The organism is Paenibacillus sp. GD4, assembly GCF_030846225.1.
Classification (GTDB): Bacteria; Bacillota; Bacilli; order Paenibacillales; family NBRC-103111; genus Paenibacillus_G; species Paenibacillus_G silviterrae.
This window is the reverse complement of the sequence record NZ_JAVCYK010000001.1, coordinates 3,670,971-3,684,002: the sequence shown is the minus strand read 5'-3', so window position 1 is coordinate 3,684,002 and position 13,032 is coordinate 3,670,971. Positions and strand designations below refer to the sequence as shown.

General features: G+C 55.2%; 12 protein-coding genes. 3 read left to right on the top strand and 9 right to left on the bottom strand.

Annotated elements, in window-relative coordinates:
• The first annotated feature begins 56 nt into the window (after positions 1-56).
• Positions 57-845, top strand: a complete 789-nt coding sequence (gene asd / locus RAC89_RS17850) for an archaetidylserine decarboxylase (protein ID WP_284644795.1) — start codon at positions 57-59, stop codon at positions 843-845.
• A gap of 16 nt (positions 846-861) precedes the next feature.
• Positions 862-2,133 (top strand): MFS transporter, encoded by a 1,272-nt coding sequence (locus RAC89_RS17845; RefSeq protein ID WP_306615080.1) that lies wholly within the window; start codon positions 862-864, stop codon positions 2,131-2,133.
• A 91-nt stretch (positions 2,134-2,224) separates the two neighbouring features.
• Here the strand turns inward: RAC89_RS17845 and RAC89_RS17840 are convergent, their stop codons facing one another.
• From RAC89_RS17840 to pdxR, 3 genes are all read right to left on the bottom strand, one after another.
• Positions 2,225-3,661, bottom strand: a complete 1,437-nt coding sequence (locus tag RAC89_RS17840) for an NAD-dependent malic enzyme (RefSeq protein ID WP_306616124.1) — start codon at positions 3,659-3,661, stop codon at positions 2,225-2,227.
• 120 nt (positions 3,662-3,781) lie between these two features.
• A complete protein-coding gene (locus tag RAC89_RS17835; RefSeq protein ID WP_306615078.1) occupies positions 3,782-4,519 on the bottom strand; it encodes a CPBP family intramembrane glutamic endopeptidase in 738 nt (245 codons plus the stop codon).
• Between the two features lie 90 nt (positions 4,520-4,609).
• Complete coding sequence (gene pdxR, locus RAC89_RS17830; RefSeq protein WP_306615076.1) at positions 4,610-6,103, bottom strand: MocR-like pyridoxine biosynthesis transcription factor PdxR; 1,494 nt, start codon at positions 6,101-6,103, stop codon at positions 4,610-4,612.
• Between the two features lie 189 nt (positions 6,104-6,292).
• Here pdxR and RAC89_RS17825 point away from each other — a divergent pair, with 189 nt between their 5' ends.
• Positions 6,293-6,736, top strand: coding sequence for a GNAT family N-acetyltransferase (locus RAC89_RS17825; protein ID WP_306616123.1), 444 nt, complete (start codon positions 6,293-6,295; stop codon positions 6,734-6,736).
• Here RAC89_RS17825 and RAC89_RS17820 read toward each other — a convergent pair.
• From RAC89_RS17820 to RAC89_RS17795, 6 genes are all read right to left on the bottom strand, one after another.
• Positions 6,733-8,436, bottom strand: coding sequence for a glycerol-3-phosphate dehydrogenase/oxidase (locus RAC89_RS17820; protein ID WP_306615075.1), 1,704 nt, complete (start codon positions 8,434-8,436; stop codon positions 6,733-6,735). The two genes, RAC89_RS17825 and RAC89_RS17820, sit on opposite strands and share 4 nt — an antisense overlap.
• Before the next feature lie 156 nt (positions 8,437-8,592).
• Positions 8,593-9,303 (bottom strand): glycerophosphodiester phosphodiesterase, encoded by a 711-nt coding sequence (locus RAC89_RS17815; protein WP_306615074.1) that lies wholly within the window; start codon positions 9,301-9,303, stop codon positions 8,593-8,595.
• Positions 9,304-9,385: 82 nt separating this feature from the next.
• Positions 9,386-10,486, bottom strand: coding sequence for a YncE family protein (locus RAC89_RS17810; protein WP_306615072.1), 1,101 nt, complete (start codon positions 10,484-10,486; stop codon positions 9,386-9,388).
• Between the two features lie 39 nt (positions 10,487-10,525).
• Positions 10,526-11,257 (bottom strand): glycerophosphodiester phosphodiesterase, encoded by a 732-nt coding sequence (locus tag RAC89_RS17805; protein ID WP_306615070.1) that lies wholly within the window; start codon positions 11,255-11,257, stop codon positions 10,526-10,528.
• Positions 11,258-11,269: 12 nt separating this feature from the next.
• Positions 11,270-12,106, bottom strand: a complete 837-nt coding sequence (locus RAC89_RS17800) for a carbohydrate ABC transporter permease (RefSeq protein ID WP_284644787.1) — start codon at positions 12,104-12,106, stop codon at positions 11,270-11,272.
• A 10-nt stretch (positions 12,107-12,116) separates the two neighbouring features.
• The gene (locus RAC89_RS17795) at positions 12,117-13,004 is read right to left on the bottom strand and encodes a carbohydrate ABC transporter permease (protein WP_306615067.1); all 888 of its coding nucleotides are present in this window, start codon (positions 13,002-13,004) and stop codon (positions 12,117-12,119) included.
• Positions 13,005-13,032 lie beyond the last annotated feature (28 nt).

The window sequence follows — 13,032 nt, the reverse complement described above, 5'->3', positions numbered from 1 at the left end:
GTCACTATAGTCGGTAGGACTTTACAAATATGAAGAAACAGGTGAACCTAACCAGCATGAAACGTTCGTTATTCCGGCTTCTAACCGAGCTATCCTCCCGCAAAACCATTTCCCGAATGACAGGAGCCTTTGCCAAATCCAAGCTCAGCCGCGGGTTCATCCCGCAATTCGCTAAGACCTACGGCATTCCCGTCGAGGATGCGGAGAAGAGCCTTCATGAATATGCATCGCTGAACGACTTTTTCACCAGACGGCTGAAAACGGGGCTCCGTCCCATCCATACGGCTCCAGGCGCCATGGTCAGCCCTGTCGACGCCCTGATCACCGGCATGGGACCGATTCAAGAGGGATTGATCCTGAATGTCAAAGGTCAGGATTACACCATTGACGAGCTGCTCAATCATTCGCCGCGGATGGTGAATTATAAGAACGGTTTTTTCTATGTACTGTACTTGAGTCCAACGGACTATCACCGCATTCATACTCCGGTCAGCGGCATCATCGTAGAGAAGGAGCACATCCCCGGTAAGGTTTATCCGGTCAACGACTTCGGACTGCGCTTCATGCGACGGGTGCTCAGCCGCAATGAACGATTGGTCACGTACATGCAGCATGAAGGCGGCGAGGTTGCCGTCGTCAAGGTCGGAGCGTTGAATGTAGCCAGCATCCGGTATGTCGATCCGCTTCCGGATCGGCTGGAGCGCGGCGATGAGCTCGCTTACTTCGAATTTGGTTCCACCATCGTACTACTCACCGAGACCGCCACGTTCGAGAGCCGGGCTGATCTGAAGGTAGGAAGCAAAGTAAAAATGGGCGAGGCTCTCGGTACCTTTATGCAAAAATAAGGAGATGAGCTTTCCCATGCAAGTGCAGCCAAGTGCTGCGGCCGTTTCTTCCATAGGAAGGAAGCAGGCTGCGGCACCGCAGTCAGACATCAAGCCAACCGTGTTTCGTATTTTGTTCGCCATCAGCTTGGTCCATCTGTTAAATGACACGATTCAGTCCGTCATCCCGGCCATTCTTCCGATTCTGAAGGATTCCATGGGGTTAAACTATATGCAGTCCGGCGTCATCGTCTTTGCCTTGAACATGACGTCCTCCGTTATGCAGCCGATGATCGGCCTCTACGCCGACAAAAAGCCGACTCCTATGATGCTGCCGCTCGGCATGGGACTTACCTGCATCGGGGTGCTCGGATTAGCGCTGGCACCGAATTATGCGCTTATCCTGCTGTCCGTGCTGTTCGTCGGGCTAGGCTCCGCCATTTTCCATCCGGAGTCCTCCCGCGTTGCCTACATGGCGGCGGGCTCCCGCCGGGGCTTGGCGCAATCGATCTTCCAGGTCGGCGGCAATTCCGGACAAGCACTCGCGTCCGTCATGACGGCGCTCGTCTTCGCGCCGCTTGGCCAGTTCGGTGCCATCTGGTTCACGCTGGTCGCCGGACTCGGCATCGTCGTCCAGCTGACCGTTGCCCGGTGGTACGGCGGCTACATGGCGGCGAACCCTCCGGTCCAACGGTCGGGAGCTGTCCGTACCATGAGCCCCGCCCGCAAAAAGCAAATTACCTTTGCGGTCAGCATGCTGTTGTTCCTGATCTTTGCCCGTTCGTGGTACAGCATGGGGATCTCTACCTATTATCCGTTCTTCTTGATGGAGAAGTTCGGCATCAAGCTGGAGCAAGCACAGATCTATATCTTCCTGTTCTCCGCTGCGGGAGTGTTCGGTACCTTCCTCGGCGGTCCGCTCTCCGACAAATTCGGGCGGCGCAACCTGATTTTCTTCTCGATGCTGGGGACCGCGCCTTTGGCGCTGCTGCTTCCTTATGCAGATCCCTTCTGGACTCATGTAATCCTGCTCGTGAACGGATTTATACTGCTATCCAGCTTCTCGGTTACTGTGGTGTATGCTCAGGAGCTTCTCCCCGGCAAGGTGGGCATGGTATCCGGCCTAACGATCGGCCTTGCCTTCGGTCTCGGCGCATTGGGCGCCGTAGCGCTTGGCGGTATGATCGACCGGCTGCAGCTGACCCCGGTCATGCAGATGATCAGCTTCCTGCCGCTGCTCGGGCTGTTTACCTTCTTCCTGCCTAGCGACAAGACGATCCGGCAGTGGACGGAGGAAGCTTCAAGCTAAAGAAAAAAGGTCAGCAAGCGGTGCATCTTACACCGCTGTTGACCTTTTTTTGCTGTAAATCGCTTTGATTAAGGATATCTCCACCCGAGTCTTAGCCCATGTCCGTCCTTGACTGCTCCTTCGCGCTGCGGCGGCGGGCAACACCGGACTCATAGGCTGCCGTTATGACGGCTTCCTTGACCTTCTCCACCACGCTCTGATTGAAAACACTCGGGATGATATACTGCTCATTCAGCTCGTCGTCACTGACGACGGAGGCGATGGCCTTGGCCGCTGCGAGCTTCATCTCCTCCGTGATACGGGAGGCCCGGCAATCCAGCACGCCTCGGAATATCCCCGGGAAGCACAGCACGTTGTTGATTTGGTTCGGGTAATCCGACCGTCCCGTCGCCATGACACGGACATAAGGCTCCGCCTCCTCCGGAGGAATCTCCGGGGTAGGATTGGCCATCGCGAAGACGATCGGATCCTTCGCCATCTTCTTCACGTCGTCGACGCTGAGCACACGTGGGCCCGATAGACCGATGAAAACATCCGCTCCCTCGATCACATCCGACAGACGGCCGCTCTCCCCGTTCGGGTTGGTGTGCTCCGCGTACCAGCTCCACGCGGAATTATCATAGGAGTTGCCTCGTACAATGGCTCCCTGCCTGTCCACTCCGATGACGTTGCGGACGCCGGCGGCAATCAGCATTTTGGTGCAGGCGATACCCGCAGCGCCGATGCCGCATACTACGACCTTGCAATCCTCGAGCGGCTTCCCGACGATTTTCACGGCGTTGTACAATCCAGCCAGAATAACCACGGCCGTGCCGTGCTGGTCGTCATGAAACACCGGAATATCCAGCTCCTGAATGAGTCTCTCCTCAATTTCGAAGCAGCGCGGCGACGAAATATCCTCAAGGTTAATACCGCCGAAGGTAGGGGCTACCGCCTTCACGATCCGAATGATCTCCTCCGTATCCTGCGTATTCAAGCACAGCGGGAAGGCATCCACCCCGGCCATCTGCTTGAACAGCATGGCCTTCCCTTCCATTACCGGCATTGCGGCCTCAGGTCCGATATTACCGAGTCCGAGTACCGCCGAGCCGTCGGAAACGACCGCAATCGTGTTGCGCTTAATCGTCAGCGAATGCGCCTTGAGGGGATCCTCGTGAATCGCCATACAAATGCGCGCTACGCCGGGTGTATAGACACGTGACAGGTCGTCACGATTTTTGATGGGCAGCTTAGGAACCGTCTCGATCTTCCCCCCAAGATGCACGAGAAAGGTCTGGTCGGAGACATTGATCACCTTGACGCCGTTGAGGGAGCCTACTTTCTCCACCAAGGCATCCGTTTGATTCTGGTCGACGATATTCACCGTAATATCCCGAATCGTCGTGTTCTTACTCACCTGGTTCACGTCGATTGCAACAATATCACCGCCTACTTCATTGATCGCTACAGCGATCTGTCCGAAGGATACCGTATCCTTCTCAATCTCCAGCCGTAAAATCAATCGTGTGCTTCCTACAGGCGAACCCATGTTTGCCATCTAAGTATCGTTCCTTCCCGGTGAAGTTTGACCATAATAATCATAGCATAAGTCGGCCGAAGAAGGAAAAATCACCTGTTCTGTCAGGCGGGAGGAAATATTTGGGCGAAATCATAAGATCATCCCGCTGAAAACCATAAGCAGGTTAATAACCACATGCCATAATATGGAAGGTAGTATGCTTTTTGACCGGACCGTAACACCTCCGAAGAACAAACCTCCCAGTGCAAAGGCTAGACACACAACCCAGGAAAAGCCCAAGGAATAATGCTGTAAACCAAACCCCAGGCTCGTGATCATCACCGCCCACCGCTCCCCCACCTGCCCGGCTAGCCTGCTCAGCAGCGCGCCTCTCCACACAGTTTCCTCCAGCACCGCATTGACGACGGCGAAGAGCAGCGCGAACAGCCATACCTCCTGAATGGAGGTCCAGCCGTTGCGAATCAGGAAAGGGGCAAAGACGACTATATTCGTTGCGATGGCGATCATCAAAAACAGCTTAACGGTAGAATCGTGAAAGCCGGCCCAAATCAGCGGGACGCGGACGGACGCATTCCACACGGGCCTCCTCGCATATCCCAGGAACGGTGACCCTTCGGCAAGAGACAGCACCAGCATGGGAATCAGAATCACCGTAAGCGTTAAGCGGTTAAGCAGGACACGGGTTTCCTTGGGATGCATTTCGGCTCCCCAATGGGAGGTTACATACAGGTAACCCCAAAATCCGATACCAAAGCAAATGGCGGTTCCCAGAAAAGGCCTTAACGGCTTATGAACGCTAAGCAGCAAGGCAGCTGCCCCCCATACACTTAGCCACACATATTGTTCTTTCAACAGCAGTACTATCATCGAACCGAATAAAAATAAACTTGCTGTATTACGCAGCAGCGACTAACTCACTCCTTTCTCTCCTCATCCTATCCGTAATACGTAGCCCCTTCATTTGCTGCTCGAACCGCGTCTCGGCTGCAGCTCTCCGGATGCTCTTTTCATCCGTTGGATGCCTTCTGCGATCTCTTCCTCGGAAGCATGAGGGAAATTCAAATACATTCCGTAACGCATCCCTGCTGCCAAGTCCAACGTTGTCTCCGACCATCTGACTCCCTGAGCCCTTGCCAGCTCCCGATACTTGAAGTACTCGGTTTCGGTGCCTTTCCACCAGCCAAAGACATGCAGGCCGGCATCGCTCTCGACCCAATCAATCCAGTGCTCCAGCGAACGCAGCTCTTGGGTCAGCAGCGCGAATTTGCGGCTGTATACCCGCTTCATCCGCCTCAGATGCCGCTCATAATGACCCGCAGACATGAAGGCTGCCAGCGTCCGCTGCTCCGCCAAGTTTACCGGCACCGGCTCATACAGCGCCATCGCCCGGCGGAACGGCTCCACCAGCGCCGGCGGCAGCACGGCATAGCCGATGCGCAGCGACGGCAGCAGCGTCTTGGTGAAGCTGCCGACGTACACCACGCGCTCGCCCCGGTCGAGCGCCTTCAGCGGCTCAAGGCTGCGCCCCCGGTGGCGGAACTCGCTGTCGTAATCGTCTTCGACGATGACGGCCTCCCGCTCGCTCGCCCACCGCAGCAGCGCCTGCCGCCGCTCCAGGGACAGCACCGCCCCCGTCGGGAACTGCCGTGTCGGTGTAACAAACACGGCCTTCGCGTCCCAGTCCGCGGGCACGAGCCCGTCGCCGTCGACCTCGGCGTCGATGCAGCGGCCTCCCGCGGCGCGAATCGCCCGGCGGATGCCGCTGTACGCCGGCGTCTCCGCTGCGGCGGCCTCGCCCGGCCCCACGAGCAGCTGCGCGAGCAGCGCGATGGCCTGCATAGAGCCGCCGACTATCGCGACGTGCTCCCCCTGCACGGCCATACCCCTCGCCCGCCGCAGGTACTGGGCAATGCTCTCCCGCAGCCGCTCATCGCCGAGCGGGTCGCGCCCTCGCACCGGACCGCCGGCGTGAAGCCCAAGGCTGCCCAGCTCCCGGACCTGGGCATAGTAGCAGCGGTTCCACTCCTCCTGGGGGAACAGCGACAGGTCCGGGGCAAACGTATGGAAGTCGATGCCCTCGAAGCGTCCGGCCCCGCGTTCCTCCCCCGCAGCCGGTTCCAGCCGGTCCGCCCAAGCAGACAGCCGGTATGACGGCGCGGACAAGCCTCCGCGCCCCCCAGTCATTCCCGCTGTAGCGGAAGCCTCGTATGCCACATACGTACCTCTCCCGGTTTCCGATTGAAGGTATCCCTCCGATACCAGCGTCTCGTACACCTGGTTAACTGTCCCGCGGGACAAACCGTAGAGGACCGCCAGCTCACGCGTGGAGGGGAGGCGGGTCCCTTTGGACCACAGCCCCTGCAGCATCCCATCCCGCAGCGCATGATACAGCGCCAGCGACTTCGTCGGATAGTTCGCGCAATACGTGGCAAACGCAATTTGAAAATGCATAACGTACTCCTCCGAACACTTATATCATCCTACTATTCTCAACCGGTCTACTCATTTCAATCTAAATTGGCCCTTTTCATTTGTCAACCGAGATTGTACACTGCATGTACAAACCATACACCTAGAACCAGGAGGCCATCACATCACATGACCCAACCGACTCATCCGACCAACCAGGCGCCCGGCACGATTCGAACCCGGATCGCGCAGTCGCAAGATGCAGCATCCATTGCACCTTTATTTGATCAATACCGCCAATTCTACGGGAAAGCCTCCGATCTGAACGGAGCCATCACCTTCCTGGAGCACAATTTGACACAGCAAAGCTCAGCCCTATTCTACGCCGTCAATGAAACGAATGAGATACTCGGATTTACTCAGCTGTACCCTACCTTTTCCTCCCTGTCCATGCGCAAAGCCTGGATTCTGAACGATCTGTTCGTGATCCCGGAGGCACGCAGCCAAGGCGTCGCACGCCTCCTGATGGAGGCCGCCCGGCAGCATGCTGCCGCAACCGGAGCAAAGGGACTTGAGCTTGCCACCGGCGCCGACAACCAAAAAGCCCAGAGACTCTACGAGTCCCTAGGCTATCAGCGTGACGATGAATTTTATCACTATTACTTAAATCTCTAGCCGATCTTCGACTTCGACCCCGCATTCGACTGCTGCTCTTGATCCTCCGGAACGACGGCGTGCTCCAGATGCATTTCGAGCTCCTCGGTGTACGCCTGCTTCTCTTCCTCCGTCCAATCCAAGTAGGTTGCCATGCACTGAATGACCTGCTCCTTGTGATGATGCACCCAAGCGATGTCGAAGAACAAAGCACCCGTACGGCGAATAAAGAAATCCACCGGCTTCACGGTCATCTCCGCTTCCATAGCGTACATTACCATCGCCATCACCGGCAGCGGCAAGCCGAACTTAGGCGCCGTATCCTTGTATTGAGCCGCCAATCCGTAGAGACGGTCAATATTGGAGCCGTAGCGGCGTACCAGCTTCTCCGCCTCCTGCACCGTCAAACCGTACTTCGGACCTAAGGCCGCCTTCTCCTTCACAAAGCCCGGGAAGCCTTCCCCGCCCCCGACGTCCCCGCCGGAAATCGGCATATGCTTCGTGATGCAAGGCGTCAAACCGCCCAAGCCTTCCTTTTGGTACAGCTCTACCAGCATGTCGACAACCATTTGCGCCATTTTCCGGTAACCGGTCAGTTTGCCTCCCGCTATGGTGATGAGTCCGGAATCGGATGTCCAGATCTCATCCTTACGGGAGATTTCCGAGGCGCTTTTGCCTTCCTCGAAAATAAGCGGACGCAGCCCCGTCCAGCTGGACTCGATGTCCTTCGCCGTAATTTTCACGGACGGGAACATATAGTTGATGGAATCGATCACGTATTGGCGGTCAGCCGTCGTCATACGAGGATGCGCGACGTCTCCCTTGTACACCGTATCCGTCGTACCCACATACGTCTTGCCGTCGCGCGGGATTGCGAACACCATGCGGCCGTCCGGCGTATCGAAATAGATCGCCTGCTTCAGCGGGAACCGCTTCTGATCAATGACCAAGTGAATTCCTTTGGTTAACTGCAAATGCTTCTTCGTCTTCGACTTATCCAGCTCGCGAAGGGTGTCTACCCATGGGCCCGCCGCATTCACGATCTTCTTCGCATATACCTTATAGGTTTGATTATGGATGCGATCCAGCACCTGTACCCCGACGACTTTGCCGTTCTCGTACAGGAACTCGACGACCTTCGCATAGTTGACCAGCGTCGCGCCGCGATGCGCCGCTTCCTTCATGACTTCAATCGTCAGGCGGGCGTCGTCCGTTCGGTACTCCACATAACGCCCGCTGCCCTTCAAGCCGTCCTGCTTCACCAGCGGCTCGCGCTTGATCGTTTCCTCCACGCTCAGCATCTTCCGGCGTTCGCTTGGCTTCACCGCAGCCAGGAAGTCGTATACCTTCAGACCGATCGAGGTGCTGAAGCTGCCGAAGGTGCCTCCCTTATGAAAAGGCAGCAGCATCCATTCCGGCGTCGTTACATGAGGCCCGTTCTCATAAACAATGGCGCGCTCCTTACCAACGTCCGCCACCATTTTGACCTCAAAGTTTTTCAAATAGCGCAGGCCGCCGTGCACCAGCTTGGTAGAACGGCTCGAAGTACCTGCCGCAAAGTCCTGCATCTCCACAAGCGCCGTCTTGATCCCGCGAGTCGTCGCGTCAAGCGCGATCCCCGCACCGGTAATGCCTCCGCCGATCACCAGCAGATCGAAATGCTTTCCATTCATTTTCTCTAACAGCTCAGTACGTTGGATACTCGAAAATGCTACTGCCATCGTTCTCTCCTCCATCTTTTAGCCGGTTTATGAGAACACAAAAAAGGAGAGCCCACCCCAAACATTGCAGCTCAGGACTGCAATGCAAGTGTGGTCTCTCCGTCTCTCCAACCGTTCTATTAACTTGTTGTTATTATACCACAAACCGCGTACAGTTTACACCATTTGTTTCACGCAAGCCGCCCATTTTTCAAGCTCATTCGTGCAAACAAGCACGTTCGGGAACCGGCTTCGGATCTCCTGCATGGCCTGCTCGTCATCGATCGTCCAGGCAATCAGCTGGATGCCCTTCTCCTCGCACAAACGTACATACTCCGGCGTTAAGTAAATGGATTTAACCGATAAATACTTGGCCTTCAGCTGCTCCATCAAAGGAAACACCGATGGCGTCGCTCCGTAAATAACAAGCCCCAGCTCCAGCTCCGGATCCAGCTCCCTCATGCGAAGGATTGAATAGTGGTCGAACGAAGCTACGAATACTTCCTTCTCCACTTCGCATTGCCGGATGACGTCGAGCACGGCTTGCTCCATCCCGGGATACAGATCTCCGCTCTGCTTCAGCTCGATATCCACCCGCACCTTGCCCTTGGCCAGCATCAGGATTTCCTCAAGTGTCGGGATGGCTTGGCCGCCTCCGGCATCGAACTGCCGCAGCTCGTCCAAGGTGTAATTCTTCACCCAGCCCTTGCCGTTCGTCGTCCGATTGATCGTCGGGTCGTGAATGACCACCGGAATGCCGTCCTTGGTCAGGTTTACGTCAAGCTCCAGGATGCTGTAGGATAAATCAATTGCCGCCTGGAACGATGAAACCGTATTTTCCGGGTATTTCTTCGGATAACCGCGATGAGCCAAGCCTTGAATGAGCATCTGCATAACCTCCGTCTCCGTTTCCTCCATTATACCTTGAAGGCTCGGGACTTGCCACTCGGATCTTCAGCCATAGAGCGTCCTACGGCAGCTTGATCAATTGGATCCGGTCTAACGGATAGGTGCTCGAGCTCATATATTTCTTCGCGCCGGATTCGAACAGGACATGGGTCGTCCCCTTGATGGTGACCACGCCCTCGGACATCGGCGGCGCCTTCTGCTCCTGCTGCTTCGTCTTGCTGTCGAGGAACCATACGGGCACCTTGGCGGTGCCGATCTCTACCGTCTGATGCGGCGGTTCTGCGATCGGAAGCTTGTGTACGATCAGAGCGCTCGCATTGTTGCGGCCATAGGATTCGCTGAGGATGATACGGTCGTGACCGACCTCCATGCCTTGAATCATATCGGGAATGGACAGAATGTAGTCCGGCACGGCCGGATCCTTGCCCGCCGCCGGCTTCGGAAGATCCGTAGCCGGATCCAGCTTATAGCCCACAGTCCAAGCCTTATGCTCCTTGTTGTCCCGGTTGTTCATGTAGTGTGTCTTGCTGGTCGGGTAACTGGACCCCTGCGCGTACTCCCCTACCCACAGCGCACCTTCGCTGTAGGTAGTGAAGGAAGCACGGGTATCGGTCAGCACCGAGCCGCCGAAGGTCAGCTTCGATTCGTTATCCGCCTTGATCAGGTCTTCCTTCTTCAGCCAAAAAGCATTGCCGTCCGAGGATACCCACACGTGCTGTTTGCTGACGGTTACTCCTCCTGCGTGTCCGGTGTATGGGAGATTCGCCCCCTTGTACAGCTCATGCGCCTTTACCAGCTTGCCTGTCTCCGCATCAATCACGCTAAGCAGGCTGGACTTGCCGTTCTCGCGGTAGGATGTCACCAGCAGCCAATTTTTCTCCTCAAGGTAGGCAAGTCCCTGCGGAATCGCTTCCTGCTTCAGTGCCGGTACGATCGGCCCTTGTTTGGCATTGTCCAGAAACCATTTGATTTCCGGCATATCCACGCGAATTTTGATCCCCGCCTCCTCCTGGGTAACCAATCCGGCCGGAGCTTTCACTTCCGGAGCCGCGGCTGCCGGCGGTGCTGTCTTCTCGGGCGCTTGGTTCTGCGCCGCCTGACAGCCGATCGCCGTTACTGCCAGCATGCCGGCAACCACCGCTGCAAATGCCTTCCGTTTCATCTGTGCTGCCCCTTCCTTCCGTGGATTCAGAACGCCGTTTCAACCGTTAAGCAGTGCTCTGAGTTTGCCCGGATAATCCGTAATGATACCGGAAACACCGTATTCTATTGCCAAAAGCATATGCTCTTCTTCATTAATCGTGTACGGGAATACCTTCAAGCCCTGATTCACCGCATCGGCTACCTCCGCCTTGTCGATCCGCCGCATATGCGGGTGAAGGGAATACACCGGCGTGCTCATCAGTCGGGCCAGATCCGAGTGACGCATCGCGTTCACATCGTACAGCAAGCCGATTTTCGCTTCGGGCTCGTGCAGCTTCAGATGCTGCAGGCTTTTGAAATCGAAGGACGAGACGACTACATTATGCACCCGATTCTTCTTCTGCATCAGCTTCACTAAAGCGGGTTCCAGCCTGCGGCCGTAGGAGCCTTTAATCTCTACGTTAATCATGATGTTCGCAGGGACCAAATCGAATACTTCCTCAAGCAGGGGAACACGTTCGCCTTCGTATTTCTCGTGGAACCATCTTCCGGCGTCTGCACGCTGGATTTCGGCTACAGTCATCTCGTTGATGGTGCCCTCCATGTCCGTCGTACGGTCCATCGTAGCGTCATGAATGACGATCAACTCGCCGTCTTTGGACAAGTGAACGTCCAACTCGATGGCGTCGCAGCCCTGATCAAGTCCAAGCTTGAAAGCGCCTAACGTATTTTCGGGAGCTTCTCCCTTCGCCCCTCGATGGGCGATGACCAAAGGTTTGTTCTGACTCATGATAGTCTCCTTTTATTTGAACGTGGAGTTGGACATGGCAGCGATGATATATTTTTGAGCGAATACGAAAATAATAACAATAGGCAAAATGACGACCACACTGGCTGCCATGATCAGATGGAAGGTCAACGCCTCGTCACCGGCCATGGAGTCCTTCATCATCGCGATCCCAACGGTAAGTACACGCATGTTGTTCGAGTTGGTCATGACGAGCGGCCAGAAGTAGGAGTTCCAGCTGGAAATGAAGCTGAGAACGGTCAAGGTAGCAATGGTTGGCAGCGCCATAGGCGTCAAAATCCGGTATAGTACCTGGAATCGGCTCGCCCCGTCCACCCTTGCCGCCTCAATGACATCGTTGTTGATGGACTTGAAGGTTTGGCGAAGCAGGAAGATTCCGTAAGCCGATGCGGCATGAGGTACGATGAGCGCCCAGAAGGTATTGATCCAGCCCAGCTTCGACATCATCACATAGACCGGAACAAAGGTAACCTGATCCGGGACGATCAGCGCCGCAAGCACCAGCAGGAACCATTGCTCGCGGAACGCGAAATTCCCTTTAGCGAAGGCATAAGCAGCCATGATAGCGATATTGATTTGCAGGAACACAATCCCCACAGTTTGAATAAACGTATTCAGCGCAAAACGCGCAAACGGAAACGACGTAAATACTTCAGCATAGTTGGACCATTTCATCGACTCCGGCCAGAAGGTCGGAACGGCCAGACGAAGCTCGGCCGGTGTTTTCAATGAGGTCACCAGCATCCAATAGACCGGGAAGAACATCACCAACGTTACACAGATGGCCAGCAGCAGTCGTGAGGTTTTCCAAAGCGTGCTCGATTGCGTCATGTCCCCTCACCTACCCTTCGTAATGAACTTTCTTGCGGGATACGAACATTTGAAGCAGTGTCAGCAAAATGATAATGAAGAAGAAGATAATGACGAGTGCAGAAGCACGTCCTGTTCTGAACTCGGCGAAGGCCATATCGTAAATCCAGTACACCATCGCCTTCGTCGCTTCCAGAGGACCGCCGTTGGTCATAATATCTACCGATTGGAATACCTGCATGGAAGAAATAAAGTTCGTTACGACCAGGAACAGCGTAATCGGCGACAGAAGCGGAAGCGTAATTTTCCAGAACTGCCACCACTTGTTGGCACCGTCGATACTCGAAGCCTCGTAGTACTCAAGAGGAATACTGCGAAGTCCGGCAATGAAGATGATCATCGCGAAGCCTACGCCCTTCCAGACGGATACGATAATCAGAACCCACAAGGCCGTGGTCGGATTGGTCAACCATTTGACCGGCTCCAGACCGAGCATTCCGATCACTTCGTTCGCCAATCCGTATTGGGGATTGAAGATCCAAAGGAAAATCATCGAGACAATAACCATCGAGATGTAATAAGGCATAAACAGTACGGCACGCATGAAGTCGAAAAATTTGGAAGCTACGTTGAACAGCAGCGCCAGGAGCAGTCCGATCCCCAGCGTAAGCAGCACGTCCAAGATCGTATAAGTGAATGTGACTTTCAAAACCTTATAGAACGTTTCGCTACTGAGCAAATAAGTATAATTGTCAATACCGACGAACTTCTTGGTCGGCTTGGTCATATTCCAATTCGTGAAGCTAAGATAAAAGGAATTAGCAAGCGGATAGTAGATAAAGATGATCATAAAGGCAAGCGCCGGCAGCGCAAACGAGAAATCCTTAAAGCTTTCGACAAAGCGAGAAGTTCTTTTCACGGGGTTACCCCTTTTCTTTGTGGCATTT

Coding starts and splice junctions, on each gene's coding strand:
- asd (WP_284644795.1), top strand. CDS start 57: ATGAAACGTTCGTTATTCCGGCTTCTAACCGAGCTATCCTCCCGCAAA.
- RAC89_RS17845 (WP_306615080.1), top strand. CDS start 862: ATGCAAGTGCAGCCAAGTGCTGCGGCCGTTTCTTCCATAGGAAGGAAG.
- RAC89_RS17840 (WP_306616124.1), bottom strand. CDS start 3,661: ATGGGTTCGCCTGTAGGAAGCACACGATTGATTTTACGGCTGGAGATT.
- RAC89_RS17835 (WP_306615078.1), bottom strand. CDS start 4,519: ATGATAGTACTGCTGTTGAAAGAACAATATGTGTGGCTAAGTGTATGG.
- pdxR (WP_306615076.1), bottom strand. CDS start 6,103: ATGCATTTTCAAATTGCGTTTGCCACGTATTGCGCGAACTATCCGACG.
- RAC89_RS17820 (WP_306615075.1), bottom strand. CDS start 8,436: ATGGCAGTAGCATTTTCGAGTATCCAACGTACTGAGCTGTTAGAGAAA.
- RAC89_RS17815 (WP_306615074.1), bottom strand. CDS start 9,303: ATGCTCATTCAAGGCTTGGCTCATCGCGGTTATCCGAAGAAATACCCG.
- RAC89_RS17810 (WP_306615072.1), bottom strand. CDS start 10,486: ATGAAACGGAAGGCATTTGCAGCGGTGGTTGCCGGCATGCTGGCAGTA.
- RAC89_RS17805 (WP_306615070.1), bottom strand. CDS start 11,257: ATGAGTCAGAACAAACCTTTGGTCATCGCCCATCGAGGGGCGAAGGGA.
- RAC89_RS17800 (WP_284644787.1), bottom strand. CDS start 12,106: ATGACGCAATCGAGCACGCTTTGGAAAACCTCACGACTGCTGCTGGCC.